General features: G+C 72.7%; 24 protein-coding genes. 8 read left to right on the top strand and 16 right to left on the bottom strand.

Features of this window, described 5'->3' with window-relative positions:
- Position 1: 1 nt before the first annotated feature.
- From AB0G16_RS28610 to AB0G16_RS28580, 7 genes are read right to left on the bottom strand one after another with little or no spacing between them, the layout of a single operon-like run.
- On the bottom strand, positions 2-1753 hold the full coding sequence (locus AB0G16_RS28610; protein ID WP_362811524.1) for a hydantoinase B/oxoprolinase family protein: 1752 nt from the start codon (positions 1751-1753) through the stop codon (positions 2-4).
- Entirely contained in the window at positions 1750-3816 is a 2067-nt protein-coding gene (locus AB0G16_RS28605) for a hydantoinase/oxoprolinase family protein (protein ID WP_362811521.1), read from the bottom strand. Before AB0G16_RS28605 ends, AB0G16_RS28610 begins: the two co-directional genes overlap by 4 nt.
- Positions 3813-5111 carry an amidohydrolase family protein gene (locus AB0G16_RS28600; protein ID WP_362811518.1) on the bottom strand — a complete coding sequence of 433 codons (1299 nt, stop codon included), beginning with the start codon at positions 5109-5111 and terminating at the stop codon, positions 3813-3815. Before AB0G16_RS28600 ends, AB0G16_RS28605 begins: the two co-directional genes overlap by 4 nt.
- Positions 5105-6373: an FAD-binding oxidoreductase gene (locus tag AB0G16_RS28595; RefSeq protein ID WP_362811515.1), complete on the bottom strand. Its 1269-nt coding sequence runs from the start codon at positions 6371-6373 to the stop codon at positions 5105-5107. Before AB0G16_RS28595 ends, AB0G16_RS28600 begins: the two co-directional genes overlap by 7 nt.
- Complete coding sequence (locus tag AB0G16_RS28590; RefSeq protein ID WP_362811512.1) at positions 6370-7845, bottom strand: FAD-dependent oxidoreductase; 1476 nt, start codon at positions 7843-7845, stop codon at positions 6370-6372. Before AB0G16_RS28590 ends, AB0G16_RS28595 begins: the two co-directional genes overlap by 4 nt.
- Positions 7835-8155, bottom strand: a complete 321-nt coding sequence (locus tag AB0G16_RS28585) for a (2Fe-2S)-binding protein (RefSeq protein ID WP_362811509.1) — start codon at positions 8153-8155, stop codon at positions 7835-7837. The genes AB0G16_RS28590 and AB0G16_RS28585 overlap by 11 nt, the downstream gene beginning before the upstream one ends.
- Positions 8155-9168 (bottom strand): dihydrodipicolinate synthase family protein, encoded by a 1014-nt coding sequence (locus AB0G16_RS28580; protein WP_362811506.1) that lies wholly within the window; start codon positions 9166-9168, stop codon positions 8155-8157. The genes AB0G16_RS28585 and AB0G16_RS28580 overlap by 1 nt, the downstream gene beginning before the upstream one ends.
- Before the next feature lie 189 nt (positions 9169-9357).
- Between AB0G16_RS28580 and AB0G16_RS28575 the strand changes: the two genes are divergently transcribed.
- Entirely contained in the window at positions 9358-10395 is a 1038-nt protein-coding gene (locus AB0G16_RS28575; RefSeq protein WP_362811503.1) for a LacI family DNA-binding transcriptional regulator, read from the top strand.
- A gap of 46 nt (positions 10396-10441) precedes the next feature.
- Here the strand turns inward: AB0G16_RS28575 and AB0G16_RS28570 are convergent, their stop codons facing one another.
- The 4 genes from AB0G16_RS28570 to AB0G16_RS28555 all read right to left on the bottom strand — a co-directional run bounded on the left by AB0G16_RS28570 (position 10442) and on the right by AB0G16_RS28555 (position 13124).
- A complete protein-coding gene (locus AB0G16_RS28570) occupies positions 10442-11311 on the bottom strand; it encodes a class II glutamine amidotransferase (RefSeq protein WP_362811501.1) in 870 nt (289 codons plus the stop codon).
- 55 nt (positions 11312-11366) lie between these two features.
- Positions 11367-11489, bottom strand: a complete 123-nt coding sequence (locus AB0G16_RS28565) for a hypothetical protein (RefSeq protein ID WP_362811498.1) — start codon at positions 11487-11489, stop codon at positions 11367-11369.
- Positions 11489-12790 carry a glutamate decarboxylase gene (locus AB0G16_RS28560; RefSeq protein WP_362811495.1) on the bottom strand — a complete coding sequence of 434 codons (1302 nt, stop codon included), beginning with the start codon at positions 12788-12790 and terminating at the stop codon, positions 11489-11491. Before AB0G16_RS28560 ends, AB0G16_RS28565 begins: the two co-directional genes overlap by 1 nt.
- A 175-nt stretch (positions 12791-12965) precedes the next feature.
- On the bottom strand, positions 12966-13124 hold the full coding sequence (locus AB0G16_RS28555; protein WP_362811492.1) for a helix-turn-helix transcriptional regulator: 159 nt from the start codon (positions 13122-13124) through the stop codon (positions 12966-12968).
- 89 nt (positions 13125-13213) lie between these two features.
- Here AB0G16_RS28555 and AB0G16_RS28550 point away from each other — a divergent pair, with 89 nt between their 5' ends.
- From AB0G16_RS28550 to AB0G16_RS28540, 3 genes are all read left to right on the top strand, one after another.
- Positions 13214-13675 (top strand): ATP-binding protein, encoded by a 462-nt coding sequence (locus AB0G16_RS28550; RefSeq protein WP_362811489.1) that lies wholly within the window; start codon positions 13214-13216, stop codon positions 13673-13675.
- Between the two features lie 95 nt (positions 13676-13770).
- Positions 13771-14667: a hypothetical protein gene (locus AB0G16_RS28545; RefSeq protein WP_362811486.1), complete on the top strand. Its 897-nt coding sequence runs from the start codon at positions 13771-13773 to the stop codon at positions 14665-14667.
- Positions 14668-15069: 402 nt separating this feature from the next.
- Complete coding sequence (locus AB0G16_RS28540; protein WP_362811483.1) at positions 15070-15552, top strand: GNAT family N-acetyltransferase; 483 nt, start codon at positions 15070-15072, stop codon at positions 15550-15552.
- A 56-nt stretch (positions 15553-15608) separates the two neighbouring features.
- Here AB0G16_RS28540 and AB0G16_RS28535 read toward each other — a convergent pair whose 3' ends face one another.
- The 3 genes from AB0G16_RS28535 to AB0G16_RS28525 form a co-directional block, all read right to left on the bottom strand.
- Positions 15609-16688, bottom strand: a complete 1080-nt coding sequence (locus AB0G16_RS28535) for a hypothetical protein (RefSeq protein WP_362811480.1) — start codon at positions 16686-16688, stop codon at positions 15609-15611.
- 186 nt (positions 16689-16874) lie between these two features.
- The gene (locus AB0G16_RS28530; RefSeq protein WP_362811477.1) at positions 16875-17555 is read right to left on the bottom strand and encodes a lysoplasmalogenase; all 681 of its coding nucleotides are present in this window, start codon (positions 17553-17555) and stop codon (positions 16875-16877) included.
- A 151-nt stretch (positions 17556-17706) separates the two neighbouring features.
- Positions 17707-18195 (bottom strand): hypothetical protein, encoded by a 489-nt coding sequence (locus AB0G16_RS28525; protein ID WP_362811474.1) that lies wholly within the window; start codon positions 18193-18195, stop codon positions 17707-17709.
- A 283-nt stretch (positions 18196-18478) separates the two neighbouring features.
- Between AB0G16_RS28525 and AB0G16_RS28520 the strand changes: the two genes are divergently transcribed.
- Positions 18479-20086, top strand: a complete 1608-nt coding sequence (locus AB0G16_RS28520; protein ID WP_362811471.1) for a M4 family metallopeptidase — start codon at positions 18479-18481, stop codon at positions 20084-20086.
- Positions 20087-20422: 336 nt separating this feature from the next.
- Entirely contained in the window at positions 20423-21880 is a 1458-nt protein-coding gene (locus AB0G16_RS28515; RefSeq protein ID WP_362811468.1) for an MFS transporter, read from the top strand.
- A gap of 40 nt (positions 21881-21920) precedes the next feature.
- Here AB0G16_RS28515 and AB0G16_RS28510 read toward each other — a convergent pair whose 3' ends face one another.
- Together AB0G16_RS28510 and AB0G16_RS28505 are read right to left on the bottom strand one after the other, a co-directional pair.
- A complete protein-coding gene (locus AB0G16_RS28510; RefSeq protein WP_362811465.1) occupies positions 21921-22205 on the bottom strand; it encodes a DUF1540 domain-containing protein in 285 nt (94 codons plus the stop codon).
- 314 nt (positions 22206-22519) lie between these two features.
- Entirely contained in the window at positions 22520-23788 is a 1269-nt protein-coding gene (locus AB0G16_RS28505) for a saccharopine dehydrogenase NADP-binding domain-containing protein (RefSeq protein WP_362811462.1), read from the bottom strand.
- A gap of 189 nt (positions 23789-23977) precedes the next feature.
- Between AB0G16_RS28505 and AB0G16_RS28500 the strand changes: the two genes are divergently transcribed.
- Both AB0G16_RS28500 and AB0G16_RS28495 read left to right on the top strand, forming a co-directional pair.
- The gene (locus AB0G16_RS28500) at positions 23978-24460 is read left to right on the top strand and encodes a cation:proton antiporter regulatory subunit (protein WP_362811459.1); all 483 of its coding nucleotides are present in this window, start codon (positions 23978-23980) and stop codon (positions 24458-24460) included.
- Positions 24461-24468: 8 nt separating this feature from the next.
- Positions 24469-25626, top strand: a complete 1158-nt coding sequence (locus AB0G16_RS28495) for a cation:proton antiporter (protein WP_362811456.1) — start codon at positions 24469-24471, stop codon at positions 25624-25626.
- Positions 25627-25746 lie beyond the last annotated feature (120 nt).

Here is a 25746-nt window from a genome sequence, read left to right as displayed (position 1 = left end):
TCTATCCTTCGCTCTTGAGTCGGGCGGCCCTGGCCGGCGTGGGCCGCCAGCCGTCGCCGTCCACGATCACGCCGTAGGACCGCTCCGCGGCCTCGGCGCTGACGTAGCCGTTGAGCACGTCGGCCACCACCGCGGCCGGGTCGCGGTCGAGGGGGTCGCCGTAGCCGCCGCCTCCGGCGGTCCGGTTCACGAACCGGTCGCCGGCCTTCATGTCGGCCCGGTACATGCCGACCCGCTTGGCCTCGTCGGTGCCCGGCCACAGCACCATCTCGCTGGGCTCGGGTTCCTGGCCGCCGTCCAGCGCCCAGGGCCGGGTCTTGCTCTTCTTCTTCATCGACAGCACCTCGCCGTCGGCGAGGTAGCGGACCTGCCGCAGCACGCCGACGCCACCGCGGAACCGGCCGGCGCCGCCGGAGTCGGGGATCAGCTCCAGCCGCTCGTGGAACACGGTGGACTTGTGCTCCAGCACCTCGACGGGGGTGTTGCGGACGACGCTCTGGGAGGGGTGCTGCTGGGCGTTCGCGCCGTCGCGGTCCTTGCGCGCGCCCCAGCCGATGCCCTCGTTGTTGCTGATCACGAAGTCCGCGCCGGTGCGCGGGTCGCGGCCGAGCGCCATGAAGCCGGGCTCGTCACCTCCGGAGGAGGCCGGGATCGAGTCCATCACCTGGGCCAGGGCCTTGTGGATCAGCTCGAAGGCGACGATGGCGCTCCACTGGGTGAAGGTCGCGACCGGGTAGACGGCGTGGAAGAAGTTGCCGGGGTCGGCCTTGACCTCCAGTGCCCGGTAGTGGCCGGCGTTGGAGGGCTCCCCTGGCGTGGTCAGTTCCTTGAAGATGGCCTTGCCCAGGCTCTCGGTGGAGCCGATCGGCAGGTTGACCGGGCCCACCACCGCGCCGTCGGAGCCGTTGAAGTCGACCTCCATCCGGTCGCCGTCGATGGTGACCTTGACCTCCATCCGGATCAGGTCCTCGGTGATGCCGTCGTCGTCGCAGTAGTCGAAGGCCGTCCAGGTGCCGTTGGGCAGCGCGGCCATGGCCTTGCGGGCGACCCGCTCGCCGTGCTCGATGATCTGCCTGATGGCCTGGTCGACGGTCTCGCCGCCGAACTTCTCCCAGACCTGCCCCAGCCGGTTCTCGCCCGTGCGCAGGGCGGCGAGCTGGGCGTGGAAGTCGCCGATGGTCAGGTCGGGCAGCCGGGAGTTGAACCGGATGAGCTCGACGATGTCGCGGACCACCTCCCCGCGGCTCACGATCTTGGTGCCGGGGAAGATGAGGCCTTCCTGGTGCATGTCGGTGGAGTCCAGGACGTATCCCGGGGACTTGGCGCCGAGGTCCATCCAGTGCGCGCGCACCGCGAGGAAGGCCGCGGGGCCCTCGTGCCCGTCACGGAAGACCGGCGCGAAGAGCATCGCGTCGTAGGAGTGCGCGCCGCTCCAGTAGGGGTAGTTCAGCAGGTAGACGTCGCCGGGCGCGACGTTCTCCCGGCCGACGTACTCCACGCCCTTGACGATGGCGTGGTCGTTGGCCCCGAGGAACGAGGTGATCCCCGCGGCCTCGGCGGTCAGCTCCAGGTCGGCGTTGTAGATCGAGATCCCGAAGTCGAGCACCTCGTAGATCACCGGGTTGAAGGCCGCCCGCACCAGGGTGCGGCGCATCTGCTCGCCCACCGAGACCAGGTAGTTGCGGATCACCTCGACGGTCGCGCCGTCCAGGGGTTCGGAGCTGTTCGACGGGCTGTTCACGGGGTCGTTCACGGGGTTCCTCCGGTACCGGTCACCAGCAGCTGTCCGTAGGTGTCGACGGTGAGCCGCTGGTCACCGAAGATCACCGTCGTCGAGGTGCCCTCCTCGACGATCGCCGGGCCGCTCACCTCGTGGCCGGGCGCCAGGGTGGTCCGGTCGTAGACCGTGAACACGGCGGTCTCGCCGCCGGCGACGTCGAAGGCGGGCCGCTCGCCGACCGCCTCGGGCCCGCCGGGCCCGGCGGGCGCCGGCTCGCGCAGCGCCGGCTTGGCCAGCCGTCCCACCGCCCGCACCCGCAGGGTGAGGATCTGCCCGGTGTCGGCCATCGCGTGGCCGTAGCGCGCCTCGTGCTGGGCGTTGAACCGGGCCAGCACGTCCGCGGCGGTGTCGCCGGGGTGCAGGTCGATGCCTAGGCTGTGCTCCTGGCCGTGGTAGCGGATGTCCAGCCTGCGGATCAGGGTGCGGTCCTCGGGCTTGATGCCCTGCGCGGACAGCACCTCGTCGCCCTGTGCCTCCAGGTCGGTGAACTCGCCCTCCAGGGCGGCCAGGCTGTCGTCGCCGAGGGAGCGCAGCACGGTGGCGGCGAACTCGTACTCCAGGTCGGACATCAGCATGCCGAAGGCGGAGAACGCGGCGGGCACCTGCGGGACGATCGTGGTGGCGATGCCCATCTCCCTGGCCAGCATCGGGCCGAGCAGCGGTCCGGCGCCGCCGATGGCCAGCAGCGCGAACTCGCGCGGGTCCAGCGCCCGCTCCACGGTGATCTCGCGCAGCGCGCCGACCATCCGGGCCAGCAGCACCCGGAAGACGCTGGCCGCGGCCTGGTCCACGCCCACCCCGAGGGGAACGGCGAGCCTGGTCTCGATCGCGGCGCGGGCCGCCTCCGCGTCGATGCTCATGTCGCCGCCGAGGAACGCGGCGGGGTCCAGGTAGCCGAGCACCAGCGCGGCGTCGGTGAGGGTCGGCTCGGTGCCGCCCGCGCCGTAGGCCACCGGCCCCGGCACGGCGCCCGCGCTGTGCGGGCCGACCTTGAGCAGCCCCTCGTCGATCCAGGCGATCGAGCCGCCGCCCGCGCCCACGGTACGGATGTCGAAGATCGGGATGAGCAGCGGGAAGCCGTCGATGCCGGCCTCGTGCACCTCGCCCGGCTCGCCGTCCTCGATGACGCAGCAGTCCACGCTGGTGCCGCCGACGTCGAAGGAGATCAGCTTGGGCAGCCGCTGCTCGCGGGCCAGGAAGGAGGCGCCCACCACTCCCCCGGCGGGGCCGGACAGCACGGTCATCAGCGGGGCGCGGCGGGCCAGTTCCGCGGTCATCGCGCCGCCGCCCGAGCGCATGATGTGCAGCGGGTGGGTGAGCCCGGCCTCGGTCAGCCTGGCCTCCAGCGTGCCGATGTAGTCGCTCAGCACCGGCCGGATGTAGGCGTCCAGGGTGACGGTGCTGGTCCGCTCGTACTCGCGGTACTCGCGGGTGATGTCGGTGGAGACCGAGATCGACACGTCCGGGTAGAGCTCGCGCAGGATGCGCGCGGCCCGCCGCTCGTGCTCGGGGTTGGCGTAGGAGTGCAGGAAGCAGACGGCCAGCGAGGCCAGTCCCTGCTCCTCGACCAGGACGCGGCCGGCCTCGCGCACGGCGTCCTCGTCCAGGTCCTGCACCACGTCGCCCTGCGCGTCGATCCGGCAGGGGACGCCGATCCTCCGGCGGCGCGGCACCAGGGGCGGCGGCGGGGCGTAGGAGAAGTCGTACATGTACTGGCCGGGGACGTTGGCCCGGGCGATCTCCAGCAGGTCCCTGAAGCCCTCGTTGGTGATGATGCCCAGCTCCGCGCCGCGGCGCTGCAGGATCGCGTTCAGGCCGAGCGTGGTGCCGTGGACGAACGCCTCCACCCCGTCCAGCCGGGTGGCGAGCCCTCCCACGGCGTCCAGGACGCCCTGCTCGGGGGCACCGGGGGTGGTCGAGGCCTTGTGCAGCCGGATCTCCCCGGTCTCCTCGTCGTAGGCGATCGCGTCGACGAACGTGCCGCCGATGTCCACGGCGAAGCGGGTACGGCCGGCCGGGGTGTCGGGGGAGTTCACAGGGAGCCTCCAGGGACCTGCTGCGGGGCGGGGACGACCGGCAGGTCGTCGCGGACGATCCGGCCGGCCTGCATGACGAAGGGGATGCGGCGCAGCGCGGAGACGTCGCTCAGCGGATCGCGCTCGGTGACGATCAGGTCGGCGAGGTGGCCCTCCTCGACGGCGCCGGCCTGACCGGCCAGCCCGACCAGGCGCGCGGCCTCGGACGTGCCGGCCCGTACCGCCTGGAGGGGGCTGAGGCCCGCGTCGGTGAGGAACTCCATCTCGCGGACCGCCACGACGGTGTCCTCGATGGGCTCGCCCGGCGGGTAGTCGGTGCCGGCGAGCATGGTGATGCCGGGCGCGCCGGGGTCGTCCGGGTCGGCGATGCCGGCCGCGACCGCCCGCCGGATGCTGGCCAGGTGGCCGGGACCGACCTCCGCCGCCCGCTCGATCTGCCAGGGCGTGAAGTCGTGCTCGGCCATCCACTCGGGGCAGCGGGTGACGCACAGGGTCGGGGTGAGGAACACCCGCCGGTCGGCCATCAGCCTGGCCGTGTCGTCGTCCAGCTCGTAGGCGTGCTCGTAGCCGCGGACCCCGGCGGCGAGCGCCTCGCGGATCGCCGAGGCGGCGCCGGCGTGCGCGGTCACGTAACTGCCGTGCTCCTCGGCGGCGCGGACCACGGCCCGCATCTCCTCGGCGGTCATCTGCGCGCCGGTGAACGACTCCCCCTGGTGGGCGATGCCGCCGGTGATGAAGATCTTGATCAGGTCGGCGCCCGCGTCCAGCTCCTGCCGGGCCGCGTGCAGGAAGGCGTCGTGCCCGTCGGCGTAGGAGCAGTCGGCGCCCTTGCCGTGGCCGCCGGTGGTGGAGATGGCCCGGCCCGCTCCGACGATCCGCGGCGCGGCCACCCAGCCCTGGTCCGCGGCGGTGCGCACCAGCAGGTCGGCGCGGTTCTGCTCGTGCACGCAGCGGATCGTGGTGACCCCCGCGACGAGGGCGTCCTGTGCCCGCGACAGCGCGCGCAGCGCGCTCAGCCCGGGGTTCTCCGACTCGTCGGTGGCGGAGAAGGGGTAGAGCACCGACAGGTGGGTGTGCACCGAGATCAGGCCGGGCATCAGGTACCTGCCGCCCAGCCCGACGGTCCGCGCTCCCGGGGGCGGGGCGTCCGCCGTGATCTTCTCGATGCGGCCGGCCGCGACGAGCACGTTGACGTTCTCGCGGATCCGTCCCGATCGGACGTCCACGACGTGCCCACCGGTCAGCCAGAGGGTCTCGGGCTCCGGCGTGGGCCGCAGCCGGGGTGATGTCAGCACCGCTTGCTCCTTCTGTCCTGGTGGTCTTCCTGGTTCGGGTCGTTGTCTTCCTGACCCCGCCGCTCCGTCGGCCGCTCCGTCGGCCGGTCCGTCGGCCGGTCCGTCGGCCGGCCCATCAGCCGGCCCGGGCCGAGGTCGGAGACGTCGACCGGCGGCGGTTCTCCCTCGATCAGGCAGCGCAGCGTCTCCCCCCACAGCGGGGCGAAGCTGAAGGCGTAGGTGCCTCCGGCCACGTAGAACCCGGGGGCGCCGGGTACCTCGCCGATCACCGGCATCTCGTCGGGCGTGGCCGCGAGCGGCCCGGCCCACATCCGCAGCAGCCGCAGGTCCCGGATGAACGGCAGGATCCGGACCGCCAGCGCGACGTTGCCCACCAGGCTGCCCAGGCTGGTGGCGCTGCGGCCGTCCAGGTCCATGCTCAGGGCCGGCCAGCCGCCGCCGATCAGCAGGTTGCCCGCGGTGACCTGCTTCACCGACAGTCCCTCGCCGATGTGCTGGACCAGGTGGGACATGGTGGCCGGGGAGCGCACGGTGGCGTGCATCTGGATCGCCACGGGGGTCATCCGCAGCGCGATCCCGGCCAGGGCCGCGATCTCCGCCAGCCAGGGGCCGGCGACGTCGACCACCACGGGGGTGTCCACCACCAGCTCGGTGGCGCCGTGCCCGGCGACCACCCGCCAGCCGTCGCCGTTGCGGGTGATCCGCCGGACCGGCGCGAACGCCACGGTCCGGCCGCCGTGCCTGGCCGCCGAGTCCAGGTAGGCGGGGGTGACCTTCAGCGGGTTGGCGTAGCCGTCCAGGTCGCACCAGGTGGCGGCGGCCACGGTCGGGCCGAGCAGGGGCAGCGCGGCCCGCGCGGCGTCCCCGTCGAGGATCTCCGTACGGATCCCGGCGGCGGCCTCCCAGCCGTGCTTGTCACGCAGTTCCCGGCACTGCTCCTCGGTCTCGGCGACGGTGAAGCCACCGGTGCGGCGCAGCTCCACCGAGGTCCCCAGCTCCTCCTCCAGCGTCTCCCAGCGGTCGCTCGCGGCGCGCTGCAGCGGCAGGAACCGCGCGCTGTCCAGCGGGACGATCTGGCCGGGGCGCCTGGTGTGCACGGCCTGCATGTGCAGGTTGCCGGCGGTGGTGCCGGAGCCCTCCCTGCCGGGGGCCCCGCGTTCGAGGACGAGCACCCGGTGGCCGCCGCGGGCCAGGTGGCCGGCCGCCGCGGCGCCGAGCACCCCCGCTCCCACGATCACCGCGTCCGCGGTCCGCGTGCTCATGCGTCGCCTTTCTGCGATTCCGGTCCGGCCAGCTCCAGCAGCGTGGCGAGCGGGACGGGGCGCACCGGCAGCCGGGAGGGGAAGATCTCCACCCGGGCCCCGCCGTCGCCCGCGCCCGCACCGGACGTGACGGACCGGACCAGTCCCGCGACCGCGAACCCGCACTCCCGGCCCTGGCAGGGGCCCATTCCCGCGCGGGTCCAGGCCTTGGTCGCGTTGAGGTCGCCGTCGGCGCTTCCCTGGGCGACAGTGCGGATCTCCCGCGCGCGGACCGCCTCGCAGCGGCAGACCACGGTGTCGGCGGGCAGTGCGGGAGCCAGGGTGGCGAGCAGCGCCTCCGGGCCGGGGTAGAGGGAGTCGGTCAGCGCGATGAAACGTTCCAGACGGCGCCTGGCCGACATGGTCCGCCGGGCCTCGGACGCCGGTACGGTCACGCCGGTCTCACGGGCCAGGATGTCGTGCGCGGCGGCGAGCCCCCGGGCCTTCGCCGCGTGCACCCCGCCGATCCCCGCGGCCTCGCCCACCACGTACACGTCCGCCCGGGAGGCGCGCCCCGCCGCGTCGGTCACCGGCACCGCGTCCCCGCTCGCCGCGTCGATCCGCACCTCGCAGCCCAGCATGCGGGCCAGGTCGGTCTGGGGGCGGAAGCCGTAGCCGACGCAGAGCGCGTCCACCTCGACGGTGCGGACCGGGCGCGTGGGCCCGGCCGCGGCGGCGAGGGTCACCGAGGAGACCCGGTCGCGGCCGTCGGCGCGGAGCACGACGGTCTCCTGCCAGATCGGCACCCGGGCGCGGGCCAGCCGCGCGGTGTAGGAGGCCAGCTCGCGCAGTCGCGCGGGATGGCCGAGCGTGCCCAGGGCCCGCAGGCTCGGCCGGTAGGGCCTGCCCGCCTCGGCGATGCCCGCCACGCTCACGCCGAGGTCGAGCAGCGAGCAGGCGACCGGCAGCAGGAACGGTCCCGAACCGGCCAGGACGACCCGGTCCCCGATGCTGGTGTGGTCGCTGGCGGCCAGGTGCTGGGCGAAGCCCGGGGTGGTCACCCCGGGGAGCTGCCAGCCGGGGAAGGGGAACGCCCGCTCGAAGGCGCCGGTCGCCAGCACGAGACGGCGGGCGCGCAACCGCACCGGGTGGTCGGCGGCGTCGGAGGCGAGCAGCGTGCGCCCGTCGTCGTCCACCCCCCAGACCAGGTGACCGGTACGGCACTCGACGCCGGCCGCGCGTACCTGGGCGATCAGCCGGCCGCCCTCGGGCCGGTGGTCGCCCCAGTGCCCGGCCACCGCGGGCGCGGGCCGCCGGTAGTACTGCCCGCCCAGTTCCGGCTGCTCGTCGAGGATCGTCACGGTCAGCCCGGCGGAGGCGAGCCGGGCCGCGGCGGTGAGCCCGGCGGGACCGCCGCCGACGATCACGACGTCCCGTTCGACGACCTCGCCGTACCCGGCCGTGTACCCGGCCGTTCCTCGCTCAGCGGTCATGCGGCGCCTCTCCTCCCGCGGTCGTCTCGACCCGCATCCCGGCGTAGATCTTGGTGATGCAGGCGCGGACCCACGGACGGCCGTCCACGGTCACCTCGCACTCGAAACACACGCCCATCCCGCAGAACGGGCCGCGCGGGTCGCCGCCCACCGGGTTGCGCCGCAGGCCCCACCGCCGCTCGCCGACGAGGACCGCGGCGAGACTGATGCCGTCGACGGCCCGCACGGGGTCACCGTCGACGATGATCTCCGTTTGGGGGGGCCGGCCCGGTCCGGCGTGCCGGTCGGCGGGGGCGGGATTCCTCGTCATCACCCGGCCCGCCCCGGGACGGTGCCCGCGTCGTCGCCGGTCTCCGTATCGTCGTCGCCGGTCTCCGCGGCGTCACCGGTGAGGGCGTCGACCAGGCCGGACTCCTTCAGCACGGCGCCGATCGCGTCGAGCCTGGCCGGGTCCGTGATCGGCAGGAGCGGCGGCCGGACGTGCCCGCCCGGCTGGCCGAGCATCGCCATGGCGGCCTTGAGCTGGGCGATGGGCGTGCCGTACACGCCGCTGTAGTCGGGATTGATCAGCCGGGAGGACAGGCCCGCGTACCGGTCGACCCAGCCGCGCGCCGCCTCGCGGTCCCCCGCCGCGACCGCCTCGTAGTAGGGGACGGCGAACGGGGCGCCCATGCCGCCGCCGTCGATGTTCCCGTCACCGCCCAGCTCCAGCAGCACGGCGAGGCCCCGCCGGTGCAGGAAACTGCCGAACACCCGGACCCGGTCGCTCACCTCCTCCACGGTGGCGAGCATCCGCAGCCAGTCGCCGGTGCTGTCCTTGACGGCCACCACGTTGTCCAGGCCGGCCAGTGCGGACATCAGCCCGGGGTGGGCGGAGATGTCGACGGCCACCCCGCGCGGCCAGTTGTAGACCATGAACGGCAGTTCCGTCGCGGAGCTGACCTGCCGGTAGAAGGCGAGGATGTCCTCGGGCCCCGGGTGCGCGTACGGCGGGGGCGTGGCGAGCACGCCGTCCGCGCCCGCCTCGGCGGCGTGCCGGGCGAACCCGATGGCCTCCGCGGGGGTGTAGGCCGTGACACCGACGATCACCGGAACCCTGCCGGAGAGCTCGGACACCGCGATCTCGGCGACCCGGCGGCGTTCGTCCGCGCTCTGGCTGAACCACTCACCGGTGCTGCCGTTGACCAGGACCCCGTGCACGCCCTGGGCGGCGTAGAGCCGCAGCAGCGCGCGCCAGGCGTCCTCGTCCAGCGCGCCTTCGCTGGTGAAAGGGGTGGGCGCGGCCGGCCAGTAGCCGTGCCAGGTGACGTCGTCGCGGTCCATGGGGCTCCCGGAGATCAATGATGTAGTCATTTTTTGGGATCGCTTGCATTAGGTTGCAGCACCCGGGAGATTCAGGTCAAGGCCAAAATCTGTTTTTAACCTGCACGAATTCTGCGGCGCCCCACCAAGAGGCCATGATCTTGTGGCAAAATTTCCCTCCGGATGGGATCGATCCCAGAAAGAAGGACGATGGCGATCACGCTGAAGGACGTCGCCGCCGCGGCCGGGGTGTCACGCAGCACGGCCTCCCGTGCCCTGAGCGGCTCACCGCTGATCGCCTCGGAGACCCGGGTGGCGGTGAAGGAGGTCGCGGACCGGATGGGCTACCGCCTCAACCGCGTGGCCGGCGCACTGCGCTCCAAGCAGTCCCACGTCGTGGGACTGGTGCTGAACAACCTCATCAACGCCTCCTTCCACACCATCGCCGAGGTCGTGCAGCGCCGCGCCGCGGCCGAGGGTTACCAGGTGATGCTCTGCATCACCGACGCGGACCCGCGGCGGGAGGAGTCCTTCCTGCGGACCCTCGCCGCGCACGGGGTGGACGGGCTGATCATGGTGGGCACGGGCCGGAACACGGCCATGGCCAACGCGCTGCTCGCCGAGGGCATCGGCGTCGTCAACGTCATCCGCGCCGCCGCCGAGAGCGCCGCGCCGTCGGTCCTCGCCTCCGACCGCGAGGGCGCCCACGCGGCCACCTCGCACCTGCTCGACCTGGGCCACGAGCGGATCGGCTTCATCGGCGGCCTGATGAGCGCCAACTCCGGCCTGGAGCGGTTCGCCGGCTACGAGCAGGCACTGAGGGAACGCGGCCGTCAGGTCGAGGACTCCCTCGTCGAGCGCGGGCCGTTCGACTCCGCCTTCGGCTCCGAGGCGACGGAGCGGCTGCTGCGCCGCAACCCGGGGATGACGGCACTGTTCGCCGCCAACCACGAGGCCGTGTTCGGCATGCTGCCCACCCTCGTCGGCGCCGGCGTCGTCATCCCCCGGCAGCTCTCGCTGATCTGCTACGAGGACATCCCCTGGCTACGCTGGTGGCAGCCGCCCATCACCGTCGTCGACAACGGGGCCGGAGAGCTCGGTGATCTCGCCATGAACCTGCTGCTCCAGCAGATCGAACGGACCGGCCGGTCGGCGGCCCTGGTGCAGGCCGGGCGGACGGGCCGGGCCTACCGGGTGGGCGCCCAGCTCATCCAGCGCTCGTCCTGCGCGAGGCCGTCCGCCGGGTAGGTCCCGCGTCGGACTCGGCCTGCATCCGACTCGGCCGGCGTCGGACTCAACCGGCGCGCTGCGAGGCGGCGGCCTCCGGGCGCAGGTCGGCGAGACCCAGCCGGTGGGCCGGCTCCTCCGGCAGCACGACCCGGCGGGTGGGGGTGAGGTCCGGCCCGGCGTGGAACAGCTCGCCGGGCTCCATCGGACGCCACCCGGGATGGTCGTCCATGCGTTCACTGGCGACCACGGACGCGGAGACGCCCGCCAGGTCGCGGGAGCGGACGCGCATCCGGTCGCCGTCGCCGCTGTGGTCGAGGTGCCGGACGCCGTGCTGTCCACCGGCGGCACGCCGCAGCACGTAGAGCTCGTGGGTGTCGGGGTAGCGCAGCGCCCACAGGTCCCGCGGCGTGATGAGGACCAGGTTGAGCGCGTAGACGGGCAGGTTCCCGGCGACCCAGCGCGCGGCGCTCTCGATGCCGGCGGCGACGTCGCCGCCGTGCGCCCCGATCTCACGGGTGATCAGCGCGAAGAAGCGCTCCGAGTCGGTCTCCCCCCGAACCCGTTCCCAGTCCTTCCCCAGCTCCGCGTCGAGGTCGTCCAGGCCCTCGATCACCCCGTTGTGGGCGAAGAGCCGCCCCTCCTGCAGGAAGGGATGCGTGTTGCGCGTCTCCAGGCCGCCGGTGGAGGCGAAACGGATGTGCGCCAGGAACGTGGCGGATTCCACCTCCCTGGCCTCCTCGGCGAAACGCCGGTCCTCGTAGGCCGCGATGGGCGCCTTGTGCACGTGCGGGGTGCCGTCGGCGTCGAAGTGGCCCAGCCCGGTCCCGTCGGGGTCGCGGTGGCTCTGGCGGGCCAGGCTGTCGGGGGCGTCCAGCAGCCAGAAGGTGGCACGCGTACGCCGGGGCGCGCTGCTCAGGCCGAACAGACGGCACATCTCGACCCTCCTTCTTCCGTCGCCCCCGCTCCGGCCCTCGCCCGGCCCGGAACCGTCAGCCGTGGCGCCGCGACCTCCGCGCCTCGGCGCCGTGCGCGAAGCCTCCGGCGTCATCGGCGGTGCGGTGCGGTCCGCCCCGGCCCTCCAGGCGGGGCAGGACCCTGCGCAGGTCCTCCATCAGCAGATCGGCCAGGTCGTGGCTGAAACCGTTGCGGACGACGACGCGCAGTACCGCCAGATCCGTGCGGTTCTCGGGAAAGGTGTAGGCGGGCACCAGCCAGCCGCGCTCGCGCAGCGCGGCGGAGACGTCGAAGACCGTGAAGTCGCCGGCCCCCTCGCGTACCCGGAAGGCGAACACCGGGGTCTGGCCGCCGTCGGTGATCGGCTCGAAGGGGCCCAGCCGGGCGATCTCCCCGGCCAGGCGGGTCGCCCGTCCCGGCAGGTCCGCTGCACCCGGCGGTAGCCGTCGAAGCCCAGCCGCAGGAAGTTGTAGTACTGCGCGACCACCTGGGCGCCCGGCCGGGAGAAGTTCAGCGCGAAGGTCGGCATGTCCCCGCCGAGGTAGTTGACGTGGAAGACCAGGTCGTCGGGGAGCGCCTGGGAGTCACGCCACAGCACCCAGCCCACCCCTGGCATCACCAGCCCGTACTTGTGCCCGGAGGTGTTGATCGACGCCACCCGCGGCACCCGGAAGTCCCAGAGCAGGTCGGGGTCGAGGAAGGGCGCGATCATCGCGCCGGAGGCGCCGTCCACGTGGATCGGCACGTCGAGCCCGGTGCGGGCCTGCAGGTCGTCCAGGGCCGCGGCGATGTCCGCGACGGGCTCGTAGCTGCCGTCGTAGGTGGAGCCCAGGACGGCCACGACCCCGATGGTGTTCTCGTCGCACGACTCGACGGCGGTCTGCGGGCTCAGGTGGTACCGATCGCCCTCCATGGGCACGTAGCGGGGTTCGACGTCGAAGTAGTCGGCGAACTTGTCCCAGCAGATCTGCACGTTGACGCCCATGACGAGGTTGGGCCGGTCGTCGGGCCGCCCCTCCGAGCGACGCCGTCGCCGCCAGCGCCGCTTGAGCGCCAGGCCGCCCAGCATGGCCGCCTCGCTCGACCCGGTCGTCGAGCAGCCCGTCGCGCGGTGGGGGGCCTCGGCGTGCCAGAGCCTGGCGAGGATGTCCACGCACCGCGTCTCCAGCTCGGCGGTCTGCGGATACTCGTCCTTGTCGATCATGTTCTTCTCGACGCACTCGGCCATCAGCCTCAGCGCCTGCGGCTCCGCCCAGGTGCTCACGAACGTCGCGAGGTTCAGCCGCGCGTTGCCGTCCAGCATCAACTCGTCGTGCACCAGCTGGTAGGCCGTGTCCGGCTCCATCTCCCCGGCCGGCATGGCGTGGCGCGGGACCCTGAGGGGCTCCCGGCTGAAGATCGGATTGATCTCCAGGTCCCTGCTTCCGCGCCCGGTGCGGCCGGGCCGTCTCAGAGGCATCGTCCACGTCCTTCCCGGGCGGATCAAGCATGTGAGCTGGGCTTTTCTCCTGAATGGGGTACCCCGCCACCGCCGCGCGACACCCCCGCCGCGGTCGCCCCGCCGAGGTCTCGCCATCCGGCCGGGGATCCGATCGTGGAGACGTGCCCGGCCGCGCGTGATCCGTCACCGGCCGTCACACACGCGGCCGGACCCTCTGCTCGCCGCGCTCCCAGCGCGCCCAGGTCGCCGGCGTCACGCCGAGCGCCTGCGCCGCCGCCTCCTGGCTCATCCCCCGCCGCATCCGCGCCCTCACCAGCTCGGGACGCTCCTTACGACTCCGTTGCCCGCCCACGACACCCTCCGCGGTAGCCGAACGACCACTCAATGTGATCACGGAAGGGCGCCGTTCACCACCCCGCGTCGGGATGCGGCGACGTTCGCGTGCCGGTCACGGTCCTTCGGTCAGGCTCGGCCGCGCGTCACGCCCGCGCCGTGGTCCGGGAGGTACTCCAGGAGGCCGGGCTGGAGGATGAGGCCATCGGTGACGCGGAGGTCGTCGCGGCGGAGCTGGCCGCCAACGCCGAGAGGCACGCCCGTCCCCCGTACGAGTTGCGCGTCGTCAGCCTGGACGGTGTCCCCGCCTGGTGCGAGGTCGTCGACGGCGGCCCCGACCTCCGCGAGGTCCGTATCATCCTCGATCTCCTCGATTCCGTGGAGGAGATCGGCCTGCCCCTGTTCGCCGAGAACGGACGCGGCCTGCTCCTGGCCCACCGGCTCTCCCAGCGGTCTGCTCCTGGCCCACCGGCTCTCCCAGGGGCGGTACCGCGTCCACCCCACCGCGACCCACGGCACCGGCGCCCCCGGCAAGGCCGTCGTCTTCGCCCTGCCCACACGCTGAGGTGACCGCCCGGCCTTTCCTTGGTTCAGGGGTTCCAGCGGTGACGGTGAACCGGCAGTGCGCGACGATTCCGGCCCCTTTTCGCGACCTCGAGGAAGGCGTGACCGGCAAGAACCTCACCGGCTTCCTCTACGCCCTGAGGGTCGTCACTCCCCTCCCGAATCATGGCCATTCACCCGGAATGCGCCATTCAAATGACAGCAATACAATGGCCGCCACCTCGGTCACGCGAACTCCCGGTGGCCCTGACATGGAAAGGGGAATGTCGATGAGGCGCTCTGCCGCTGCCCTGGTCCTTGTTCCGGCTCTTGCCCTGAGCGGGTGCACGGGCGGCAAGACCTTCGACAACCCCACTACGGCCCGGATCACTCAGGGGAATCACGAAGCACTCGATGTCTCGATTCTCCGGGTCGCGGAATCCGACTTCCAAGCTTTTTCCTCACCGGAGGCACTGGCGAAGGACCAGTCGATCGTCACCGCAGGCGTGGTCGACGGATGGCAGGAAGGGCCGGCCCTGGCCACCTACCCCAACGGGCCACTTGAGCACCGGGTTTTTCTCAGGATAAAAGTCACCGACCCCTTGAAGGGGGTCGGAGAGAAGAAAATGGTCTTTGTCGATCTGTTCCGAGGCGCTGTGGTCAGGGACGACTTCAGGAAGCCCGAGGAGTGGCTGCCCAGAAAATCCCTGGAGGACTTCGAGAAGTCCATCCCCACCGGCACCAGGGCCGTGGTCTTCGCAGACGAGCGCATCCCCCGCGAAGATCCCGTCGTGAAGAACGGAGACGCCGTCCCCGATGACGCCGTACTCACCGGTCCGCCTCCCCAGGGTCTTGTGTTCGAAGATCAGACGCGCGTCCGGCAGAAAAGCGCGGGCGATCAGACCCTCGTGGGCGGAATCGAGCCTTTGGACGTCGCGGGCACGCGCTCGGGATGGACGGAGCCCAAGAACATGGACGACTTGATCTCACGTCTCAAGAGCCACGGTTTCTCAGAGTGAATTCGACGGGCGTGCTCTGCCCGTCGAGCCGGCCGGACAGACGACCACTCGTCGTTGTCCTGTCGTACAAGCCGTCACCGTCTCGTCAGGGGACGATCCACTCAGAGGCCGCTCACAGGACAATACGATCAAGAGCGAAGGTGTCGACGGGGAACGACGACGGACGGTGTCGGCTCTCGGAGCTCCTCCACGTGCGGGTCGCACCGCCGGCTGGCGGACGGCGCCGGAAATCCGGTCGACGTGTCGTCCGGCGGCGCACTAGGGTGCGTGCCATGGAGTGCTTCGCCGCCTGGCGTACCCGCCACTGAGGGTCGGCTCGCCGTCTGTGTCAGACCGTGAGCGGGCCGACCGATGCCCTTTTTCGTTCAGGCATCACGCCCTCAGTCTGAAAGGCACACTTCCATGCTCATCCGTCCGTTCGCCCGGCACGACCTGGCGCGGCTCACCGAGCTGACCATCGAGACGTTCCGGCCCTTCTACGAGGACTCCTTCCGTCCCCTGGTGGGCGAGGTCGTCTTCGCCAACCAGCACGGCGACTGGCGCGGCGACTACCGCCGGGAGGTCGCCGGGCTCCACGCCCCGGACCGGCACATGTACGTCGCGGTCGCCGAGATCGGTGACGCCGTCGCCGGTTACGTGGCCTGGAGCGTCGATGTGGCCCGCGGGAACGGGACCGTCTCACACCTCGCCGTCTCGGCCGGGCACCGCCGGCACCGCACGGGCACCGCGCTGTGCGAGCACGCCTTCGACCGGATGCGGGCCCTCGGGGCCGAGGTGGTCGAGATCGGCACCGGGGGCGACCCCTTCCACGCACCCGCCAGGGCCCTCTACGAGAAGCTCGGGTGCGTCCCGCTTCCCGTCGTCGTCTACTACAGGAGGCTCTGACCGTACTCTTCCGAACGGCAGGCCGGGCCCGCCCCGCGCGCGCCCGGCCTCGCCGGTCAGGTGGGCGGGGCCAGGTAGGTGACCATCGAGGGCTGGTCGGCCGGGACGGTGCCGGTGTAGCAGGCGACGTTGCGGATGCTCGCGTACGTGGCGTAGAGCTGCGAGGGATGGGACAGGTTGCAGAACGCGGGGCCGGGACCGACCGCCGTGACCTGCGTGTTGTCCGTGTACACGTTGACGGTTCCGGAGACGACGACCTGCTTCTTCCCGGTCCCCGGGTGGTTGATCCCGATGCCCGTGCCGTGGGAGTTGTGGTTGACGGCCGAGGGGACGGGCACGTAGGGGCCCGCGGTGGCGGGCGCGTTGTCGAAGGTGTAGGCCGCCTCGTACTGCGGGTACGTCGCGAGGACGGCGTGCGCGCGGTGGTAGGTCAGGCTCCACCCGGTGTCGAGCGGCGCGTCGGCCGCGTCGTGGCACCTCACCGTGATCCTCTGCTCGGCGGCCGTCGGCGTCCACCCGGCCACCTTGCAGCGGGCCGGTACGGCCGGGTTCACCGCCGTGACCTGGATGTTGCCGGCGTGTCCCGTCGTGCCGAGGCCCGGCAGGAGGACCTGCCACGTTCCCGGGGACGTCGCCGACCTCACGACGGAGTTCACGGCGGTCGCCGCCGAGGAGTTGAACCGCCCGGCCACGGCGGAGCCGTCCCAGTGCACGTATCCGTACGCCTGGCGCGCGGGCAGGATCTGGGCGCTGTGCCCGAAGGCGACGTAGAACGGGACCAGGACCCGGCCCCCGCCGTGGCGGTGGCACCGTACCGCCACGATCTCGTCGGCGCCGGACCGCCGCCACCCGCCGGCCTGGCACCAGTCGGGGGACGCCGACACCGCCGTGACGTGCGCGACTCCCCCGGAGGCGAGGCCGATCCGCGGGAACCTCACCAGCACCTCGCCGGGCTCCCCGAAGGACGACTCGACCCGGTACTCGGACGGCCACGAACCTCGCTGGCGCTGGACGGTCGTGGTGGAGGGGCCGTTGACGACGAGGGCGATCCCCCACGGGCCGGGAGGCCCGGCCGCCCGGACGCCGCCGGCCGCCGGGGTGGCCCCGGCCCCAAGGACGGCCGCGAGCACGGCCATGACGCAGAGGGTTCGCGTGATCGCTTGCCGCACGTGTCGCATGTCGTCCTTCGTCCGCTCCGGGGTGGGATGACCGCGGGCATCCGGGACGAGGTGATCCCGGCGGCCTGGCGCGGGGGGCGGGGCCGTCGGCTCCGCAGCCCTTGATAACCCGGGGTGCGGGCTCTGAGAAGACCCAACCTCACCTCACGGGCGGGACGGCTCCCCGGCGGCCAGGGGGCTCGGCTCCGCCTCGCGCGCGACGATTCCCGAGGCGAGGAGGTACTGGGCGGCGATGTAGGTGGCCATGACCACGAGGTCGATCAGCGGGGGCCGGGGAAGGTCCGCCAGGCCGAAGGCGATCAGCGCGTCGGAGACCAGGAACAGCGCACCGCCCGCCCCGATCCGCGGGCCGAGGCCGGCGGCGGTGACCGCGGTCGCGGTCAGCAGCAGCGAGTACCCGGCCACCGGCAGCCGCAGGTCCCCCAGGCCGGGCCACAGGAGCGCCACCAGGCCCGCCCACAGGACGGCGTAGAGCACCGGGATCAGCGGGCGGCGGCGCAGCGCGGCGAGCGCCCCCCGCCGGACGAGGAAGGTCACGTAACACACGTGCGCGGCGGCGAACAGGGCCATCCCGGCGAGGAAGAGGCCGTCCACGTCCAGGGCCACGTCGCCGCCCCAGGACAGCAGGAGCGCCGCCACCAGCGGGAGCGGCCCTCGCCGGGCCAGCACCCAGGCCGCCAGCGCCGGCATCAGCAGCGCCTTCGTCACCGAGGCCGGCGGGCCGCCCCCGGCGGCGAGCAGCACCAGGTGGGACGCGGAGCAGACCCAGAAGGCGGCGAGCGCCGCGCGGGAGAACCGGTCGGCCCGTAGAACGTCGTTCCGCACACGTGGATCGTAGGGCCCCCCGCCCGGCCGGGACCACGCGCCCCCGGGTCCCGGCCGGGCCTCCCCGGTCCGCGCTCCCCCGGATCCCGGCAGAGCTCCCCGAGCCCCGCCTTCGGATCCCGGCCGGGCGTCCCCCGATCCCGGCCGGGTCTCAGGTCCCGCCGTGGTGCCGGTCCCCGCAGCCGGCGTACTCGTCGCGGCGCCACAGCATCGCGGCCAGCATCAGGGGGAACATCGCCACGTGAGCGAGCGTCATCAAGCCCCCGGAGTCGATGACGCCCGCCCACAGCAGCGGGAAGAGCGGCACGACCGGGACGAACATGGCGGCGCACATCTCCAGCGTGGGGATCCAGCCGTGACCCCGGTAGCGCATCCAGACCGCCATGCCGACCGACATGTCGAACGCCATCAGCAGGTAGGCGAGCTCGGGCTGCCGGTCGTGGGAGAAGCCGAGACCGGCGGCGCGCAGGAGCAGGCCCAGGACGAACATCCCGACGAACATCGCGATGATCATCTCGACGTAGTGCCGGGCGAACCGGCCCCACCGGACGCGGCCGCCCGCCGGGCGGTGCCCCGTCCCGGCCCGGCCGTCGTCCCGTGCCGTCGCGCCCGGTCCGTGGGGGGGTGCTGTCTCATTCATGGGCCAACCTTCCCGCGCGGCCGGGCAGGCGCCAAGGAACGCCGGCCGTCAGGTCCGGAAACCTGTGACACCTGTCCTTTCAGCCCCGCCGGCGCGTGAGCCCCTCCCCTGGCCTGGGAGGACACCGTCTGGAAGATCCCATCTCGCCCCCATAGCACGACGTTATGGGATTTTGTGAGGTATTCGACTGGCCCTTCCGATGTCAGCTTTGCTGTAGCCCCCACCTACAGGGCTCCTTGCATCCCTCCTACCCCCCAAGGGACATCGAGAGGAGTCACCCCGCGTGAACTCGAAGCTCAAGGTCGGCGCCGTGGCCGTACTGGCCGTCGCCGCCATGACCACCCCCTCCGCGGTGAACGCCGCCACCGCGCCGGTGGACAACGCCGGACGTGCCGTCGCCGCGGAGCCGCCGGTGTACGCGCCGCCGAGCGCCGAGGCGCGCGCCCAGGCGGTCGCGACCGCCAACGCGACCCTGGCCGCCAGGGCGGACCTCACGCTCAAGGGAGCGAACGAGAAGTTCGACCTGGCCGCCAACGTCTCGGGCGTCAAGGGTCTGCAGTACCTGACCTACTCGCGCAGCTACCGCGGCCTGCGGGTGCACGGCGGTGAGGTGGTCGTGTCCACCGACCGGTTCGGCGAGCAGGTCGGCTCGGTGAACTCGGGTCTGCAGAGCAGGATCACGATCGATGTCACCAGCAAGGTGGACGCCGCCACCGCGTCGGCCACCGCCCGCGCCCAGCTCCCGACCGTGGAGAGCGTGGCCACCCCCGAGCTGGTCGTGCACGCGACCACCGAGACGCCCAGGCTGGCCTGGGAGGTGGTCGTCAACGGCGCCACCCAGGAGGCCCCGAGCGTCCTGCACGTCTTCGTGGACGCGCTCGACGGGTCGATCGTCGAGTCCTACGACGACGTCCGCGCCGGCACCGGCAACAGCTACTACAACGGCAACCCGGTGACCATCCAGACGTCGGGGTCGAGCGGCTCGTACTCGATGACCGACACCACCCGTCCCGGCCTGCGCTGCGGCGGCCAGAACGGCGCCGTCTACACCAAGTCGACCGACAACTGGGGCAACGGCTCCGGCACCAACCTGGAGACCGCCTGCGTCGACGCGATGTACGCGGCGCAGAAGCAGTGGGACATGCTCCGCAACTGGCTGGGCCGCAACGGTGTCACCGGCACGGGCCGCACCTACCCGTCCCGGGTCGGCCTGACCGCCGTCAACGCCTACTGGAACGGCAGCTACACCAGCTTCGGCCGCAACTCGGCCAACACCCGGCAGGCCACCCCGATGGACGTGGTCGGCCACGAGTACGGCCACGCCATCTTCCAGAACTCCGGAAGCGGCGGCGGCGGCAGCGGCAACGAGTCCGGTGGCCTGAACGAGTCGACCGGCGACATCTACGGCGCGCTGACCGAGCACTACGCCAACCAGCCCGCCACCCTCGACCCGCCGGACTACCTGGTGGGCGAGGAGGTCAACCTGTCCGGTTCGGGAGAGATCCGCAACATGTACAACCCCTCCGCCAAGGGGCACCCGAACTGCTACAGCTCCTCCATCCCCTCCACCCCGGTGCACTCGGCGGCGGGCCCGCAGAACCACTGGTTCTACCTGCTCGCCGAGGGCACCAACCCGGTGGGCAAGCCGGCCAGCACGGTCTGCTCGGGCCCGTCGACCCTGACCGGCATCGGCATCCAGAAGGCCGGCCAGATCTTCCAGTCCGGGCTGAACACCAAGACGGCCCCGTGGACGCACGCCAAGGCGCGCCGGGCCACCGTGGCCGCCGCCAAGTCGCTCTTCCCCGGAAGCTGCGTCGAGGTCAACGCGGTCAAGGCCGCCTGGAGCGCGGTGAACGTCCCGGCCACCAGCGGCGAGGTGTCGTGCCCGTGACACCGGGCGGCACCCGGTCCTGAGATCCTCCGGGCACGGGCTCCTCGCCCCGGGACCCCGGCGCCGGGAGACGATCTCGGCGCCGGGGGACCCCGGGGGAAGGCCCTGGCACCGTGGGCGGGAGCATCCGGGGCGGACCGGTGCGGCGGGCGGCGAGGTGGCCGCCCGCCGTATCCTTTTCCGTCACCCACCCCTATCCGTACGTCCGGAAGGGTAGGGAGGGGCTGCCGGGCACGGAGCCGCGGGCACGCGGAACGAGGGGGTCACGATGGTCCACGGTCGATCACCCCTGCCGCCGGTGCCGCCCCGGGCCGTCGTCCCCGCGCGCGCGGCCGGGTGAGCGGCGGACCGGACGGCACGGCCAGCGCCCGGGAACGCGAGGGCGCGGACCCGTGCCGGTGGAAGGCCCTGACCGTCTGCCTGGTCGCCGGGTTCATGACCCTGCTCGACGTCAGCATCGTCAACGTGGCCCTGCCCTCCATCCGTACCGGGCTGGACGCCTCGCAGAGCGCACTGCAGTGGGTGGTGTCGGGGTACGCGCTCACCTTCGGGCTGGCGCTGATCCCCGCCGGGCGGTTCGGCGACATGTACGGCCGGCGCAACGCGTTCGTCTTCGGCGTCGTCCTGTTCACCCTGGCCAGCGCGGCCGCGGGGATCGCCGGCGAGGCGGCCTGGCTGGTGGTGGCCAGGCTCGTGCAGGGGCTGGCGGGCGGGGTGATCAACCCTCAGGTCAGCGGCCTGATCCAGCAGCTCTTCCGGGGGGCCGAGCGGGGCAGGGCGTTCGGCATGCTGGGCACCGTCATCGGCGTGTCGACCGCGGTCGGCCCGATGCTCGGCGGGGCGCTCATCCATCTCGGCGGCGGCGCCGACGGATGGCGGCTCGTCTTCTACGTCAACGTGCCCATCGGCGTCCTGGCCGTGGTGCTGGCGTACCGCTACATCCGGCCGCGCGCGCCGCAGGAGCGCGTCCGGGAGAGCGTCGACCCGGTGGGCGTGCTGCTGCTGGCGTCCGGGATCACGCTGGTGCTCCTGCCGCTCGTCGAGGGACAGGAGTGGCACGGCGCCGGCAGGTGGGCCTCGGGGGCGGCCGGGCTCGTCGTGCTCGCGGGTTTCACCGCCTGGGAGCGCCGCTACGGGCGGCACTCGACGCCGGTCGTCGACCTGTCGCTGTTCCGCAGGCGCTCCTACGCGCTGGGCGTGCTGCTCGGAACGCTCTACTTCGCCGGTTTCACCGCGATCTTCTTCATCCTGACCCTGTACCTGCAGAACGGGCTGCGTTACTCGCCCCTGGAGGCGGGGCTGACGACCACGCCGTTCGCGGCCGGGTCGGCCGTGGCCGCCGCGCTGGGCGGCAGGCTCGTCACCCGGCTGGGCCGCCCGCTGGTCGTGGCGGGCCTGCTGCTGGTCTCGGCCGCGCTGGGCGTCACGGCGCTCGCGGTGCGGCTGGTCCCGGGCGAGCACGTGGCCTGGGCGATCGCGCTGCCGCTGCTGGCCGCCGGCCTGGGCAGCGGGCTGGTGATCTCCCCCAACCAGACGCTGACGTTGTCGGAGGTGCCACCCGCCACGGGGGGAGCCGCCGGCGGGGTGCTGCAGACCGGTCAGCGGATGGGCGCGGCCCTCGGGATCGCGGCGATCGGCTCGGTGTTCTTCGCCGAGGTCGCCGCCTCCGGAGGTGACCACGCCACGGCGTTCCGGCACTCGTTGCTGGTCACCGTGGCCTTCGTGCTGGTGGCGCTGGCCGTGGCCGTCACCGACGTGGTCCTCGATCGGCGGATCCGGCCGGGCGTCTCCTGAAGGCCCCTCACCTCCCGGGAGCACCCGGCCCGCGACCCCGTCAGGCGGGCGCGTACGTCAGGCAGTCGATGTCCTTCTGCGCGTACCCCACGACGATGCCGGAAGCCTGGCAGGCGAACTGGACGTTGTGCTGGCAGTTGGACATCTTGCAGGCGCCGACGTGCCCGGTGGCGGACGGGTCGCCCCCCTTGGTCGAGACCTTGAAGAAGGTCTCGCACTCGGCGTGGGTGCTGTTACCGACCGTGATGGCCAGCGCGTGGCAGGAGTGTTCGGTGTTGTACGCGCACGCGTCGACCTGACACTCGTTGACTTCGGGCATCTGCATGATGAGGCCTCCTGAGACTGGTACCGGTCCCGGACCCGGCCGGCCGCCCCTCGGGCTCTGCCGCCCGGTGGTCCGTCCGGCACACCGTCCGGCGGTCCGTCCGGCGGTCCGGCGTGTCCCGGTTGGTGTTTCGCCCTCCGGCCCCGTCCGTCGTACCCGATCACGGGCCCCGACGTCCACGGCCGGACGTGACGCGGCTCGTGCCCGCTCGTGGGCACGGCTACCTGGTCTCATACCTCGGCCGGATCCCCCTCATGCTCACGCCCGCGCCAAGTCTTCCCCCCGGCGCGGCCAGGGCGCTCACCGGCGGGGACCTACCCGCGCGAGTCGCTCAGCACCCGGAACGTGATGCCGGCGCGCTCGAGGCGGCCGATCAGCGCGTCGCCCATCGCCACGGCGGTGGTCACCTGGCCGGAGACCTCCGGGAGGTCGTCGGTCGCCAGGCAGAGCGCCGCCTCGCCGAGCATCGTGGCGGTCTCGGTGTAGCCGGGGTCGCCCCCCGCGACCTCGGTGACGACACGCGCCCCGCCGCCCAGGCCCAGGAAGGTGACCTTGAACCAGTTCCCGGCCCGGCGCTCCGGGGTGGGCCCCGCGCCCTGCGGGAAGCGGTTCAGCAGCAGGGACCGGGCCGCGGGCACCTGGGCGAGCAGGGCGAGCGTGCCCATGCCCGCGGCGAGGCCGAGCGCGGCCGGCAGCCCCTTGACCGCCACGTGGTGACGGTAGGTGAAGTCGGGACCGTACCGCTCCAGCGCGCGGGCCGAGCGGGCGACGATCTGCGGGTCGAGCGTGGGGAGCGGCAGGGCCCAGCCCCCGACGTACCGGACCCGCCCCGGGCCGCCGCGCGCCCTCCTGGCGGCGGGGGGCGTCGCGGGACCCGCCCCGGGATCCGTCGCGGGACTGGGCGTGGGTGCCGTCGCCGGGTCCGCCGCGGGACCCGTCACGAGGCTGGCCGCGAACCGGGGTTCCCGCCGGCGTTCGAGCTCGCCCCGGATCAGCGCGGCCTCGGTGGCCTCGCGCAACCGGGAGGCCGCCAGGACGGCGGAGTGCACGGTGCCGCCCGAGACGGCACCCGAGGCCCGGACGAACCCGCTGACCTCCAGCGGCACACCATCGGGCAGGTGCCCGACCGTGAAGTAGGCGCCCAGGTCGTGCGGGATCGAGTCGAACCCGCAGGCGTGCACGAGCTTGGCCCCGGTCCGCCTGGCCTGGTCGTGGTGCCGGATGAACATCCGGTCGACGAACTCGGGCTCGCCGGTGATGTCGGCGTAGTGGGTACCCGCCTCGGCGCAGGCGGCCACGAGCGGCTCGCCGTGGGAGAGGTAGGGGCCCACGGTGGTCGCGACGACCCTGGCCTGCCGGGCGATCCCCGCCAGGGAGGCGGGATCGGTCGCGTCGGCGTGCAGCAACGGCAGCTCGGGCAGGCCGATCCGCTCCCTGACCGCCTCGAGCCTGGCCCGGTTGCGCCCGGCCAGGGCCCAGCGAAGGCCGGGACCCGCGGCGCGCGCGAGGTACTCCGCGGTGAGCGCCCCGGTGAAGCCGGTGGCGCCGAACAGCACGATGTCGTACGGACGGTCGTCAGGCATGCGCGCGGGCCCCTCGTCTTGAGATCACGTACGGCCACCCTAGCCACTCCTTCCTCGCCGCATCGGGACCGGAGGGGGCCGGAGGCGGATCACGCCATGCGGGAACGCGCCTTACGACCGGTGTTGCTAGGTTCTCTGACAGGTCGCCCTCCGACTAGGCGGAGGGCACGCGCAGGAAGGGCGGGCACGGTGGAGGTCGAGCAGACGGCACTGCCCGGAATAGGACTACGGCACGAGTTCACCACGCGGTCGGGAAGGCGTATAGGGCTCGTCTCCCACCGCAACGGCCGCCGCGACCTGGTGATCTACGACCGTCACGACCCCGACCGGGCGTGCGAGACCGTCAAGCTGAACGACGAGGAGGCCGACGCGCTCGCCGAGCTGCTCGGCGCACCGCGTATCGTGCAGCGCCTCAACGACCTGCACCGCGAGGTCGAGGGGCTGGTCAGCCTGCAGTTGCCGATCGTCTCCGGCTCGCCGTACGCCGGCCGCCCGATGGGTGACGCGCGCGTGCGCACCCGCACCGGGGCCTCCATCGTGGCCGTGGTGCGCGAGGGGCAGGTGTTCGCCAGCCCCGCCCCCGACTTCGAGCTGGCCGAGGCCGACGTGGTGGTCGTGGTGGGCAGCCCGGAGAGCACCTCCGCCGTCTCCGACATCCTGTCCGGCGGGTAGGTCACCGGGTGCACACGGCGATTCTCTTTCTTGAGCTCGGCGCCGTCCTCCTCGGGCTGGGCATCCTCGGTGCCCTGGCCCTGAGGGTCGGCATCTCCCCCATCCCCCTCTATCTCATCGCCGGTCTGGCCTTCGGCACCGGCGGCATCCTCCCCCTGGCCACCAGCGAGGAGTTCATCTCGGTCGGCGCCGAGCTGGGCGTCATCCTGCTGCTCCTCACCCTCGGTCTGGAGTACAACGCCGACGAGCTCGTGACGAGCCTGAAGGGCAACGCCCGCGCCGGCGTCGTCGACCTGGTCCTCAACGCGGCGCCGGGCGCGATCGCCGCCCTGCTGCTGGGCTGGGGGCCGGTGGCGGCCATCGCCATGGCCGGCGTCACCTACGCGACCTCCTCCGGCATCACCGCGAAGGTCCTGTCCGACCTGGGCTGGATCGGTAACCGCGAGACGCCGGTGGTGCTGTCGCTGCTGGTCTTCGAGGACCTCACGATGGCGATCTACCTGCCGGTCCTGACCGCGGTGCTGGCCGGGCTGAGCCTCGCCGGCGGCGCGATCACCGTGGCGATCGCGCTGGCCGCGGTCAGCGTCGTCCTGCTGGTCGCGCTCCGCTACGGCAGGGTCATCGAGGCGTTCGTCTCCAGCCCCAACTCCGAGGTGCTGCTGCTGAAGGTCATCGGGCTGGCGCTGCTGGTCGCCGGGGTGGCCCAGCAGCTCCAGGTCTCGGCCGCGGTCGGCGCCTTCCTGGTGGGCATCGCCCTCTCGGGCGAGCTGGCCGAGGACGCCCAGGCGCTGCTCACCCCGATCCGCGACCTGTTCGCCGCGGTGTTCTTCGTCTTCTTCGGCCTGCAGACCGACCCGACGAAGATCCTTCCGGTCGCCGGGCTGGCCGCGCTGCTCGCGCTGATCAGCATGATCACCAAGTTGCTCACCGGCGCCTACGCGGCCCGGCGGGCGGGGATCGCCAAGGCGGGACAGGCGCGGGCCGGTATCGCGCTCATCCCCCGGGGCGAGTTCAACATCGTGATCGCGGGCTTGGCGGTGGCCGCCGGGGTCCACCCCGACCTCGGACCGCTGGCCGCCACGTACGTGCTCATCCTGGCCGCCTTCGGCCCGCTGGCCGCCCGCCTGGTGCAGCCCTTCATCACCGCCATCGCCAAACGGGCCTGACCCGGCCCGCTCCCCCGCCCCCCGTTCACCACGGTCCTGTCCCCGGCGTTACCGGCGTTCCCGGTGTGCTGGGCGATCCGCTGAAGATCGCGGGTCTGGCGCGTGACGTGCACACCGGCA

Origin of the sequence: Streptosporangium sp. NPDC023615 (genome assembly GCF_040640155.1) — a bacterium.
Taxonomy (GTDB): domain Bacteria; phylum Actinomycetota; class Actinomycetes; order Streptosporangiales; family Streptosporangiaceae; genus Streptosporangium.
Note: the sequence above shows the minus strand (reverse complement) of the source record. Positions and strands in the feature narration are given on the sequence as shown.

What these genes read in the sequence shown, in the direction of transcription:
- AB0G16_RS28595 (WP_362811515.1), bottom strand. Translation starts at nt 6,373, where the DNA reads ATGAGCACGCGGACCGCGGACGCGGTGATCGTGGGAGCGGGGGTGCTC.
- AB0G16_RS28590 (WP_362811512.1), bottom strand. Translation starts at nt 7,845, where the DNA reads ATGACCGCTGAGCGAGGAACGGCCGGGTACACGGCCGGGTACGGCGAG.
- AB0G16_RS28585 (WP_362811509.1), bottom strand. Translation starts at nt 8,155, where the DNA reads ATGACGAGGAATCCCGCCCCCGCCGACCGGCACGCCGGACCGGGCCGG.
- AB0G16_RS28580 (WP_362811506.1), bottom strand. Translation starts at nt 9,168, where the DNA reads ATGGACCGCGACGACGTCACCTGGCACGGCTACTGGCCGGCCGCGCCC.
- AB0G16_RS28575 (WP_362811503.1), top strand. Translation starts at nt 9,358, where the DNA reads ATGGCGATCACGCTGAAGGACGTCGCCGCCGCGGCCGGGGTGTCACGC.
- AB0G16_RS28570 (WP_362811501.1), bottom strand. Translation starts at nt 11,311, where the DNA reads ATGTGCCGTCTGTTCGGCCTGAGCAGCGCGCCCCGGCGTACGCGTGCC.
- AB0G16_RS28565 (WP_362811498.1), bottom strand. Translation starts at nt 11,489, where the DNA reads ATGGAGGACCTGCGCAGGGTCCTGCCCCGCCTGGAGGGCCGGGGCGGA.
- AB0G16_RS28560 (WP_362811495.1), bottom strand. Translation starts at nt 12,790, where the DNA reads ATGCCTCTGAGACGGCCCGGCCGCACCGGGCGCGGAAGCAGGGACCTG.
- AB0G16_RS28540 (WP_362811483.1), top strand. Translation starts at nt 15,070, where the DNA reads ATGCTCATCCGTCCGTTCGCCCGGCACGACCTGGCGCGGCTCACCGAG.
- AB0G16_RS28535 (WP_362811480.1), bottom strand. Translation starts at nt 16,688, where the DNA reads ATGGCCGTGCTCGCGGCCGTCCTTGGGGCCGGGGCCACCCCGGCGGCC.
- AB0G16_RS28525 (WP_362811474.1), bottom strand. Translation starts at nt 18,195, where the DNA reads ATGAATGAGACAGCACCCCCCCACGGACCGGGCGCGACGGCACGGGAC.
- AB0G16_RS28510 (WP_362811465.1), bottom strand. Translation starts at nt 22,205, where the DNA reads ATGCAGATGCCCGAAGTCAACGAGTGTCAGGTCGACGCGTGCGCGTAC.
- AB0G16_RS28505 (WP_362811462.1), bottom strand. Translation starts at nt 23,788, where the DNA reads ATGCCTGACGACCGTCCGTACGACATCGTGCTGTTCGGCGCCACCGGC.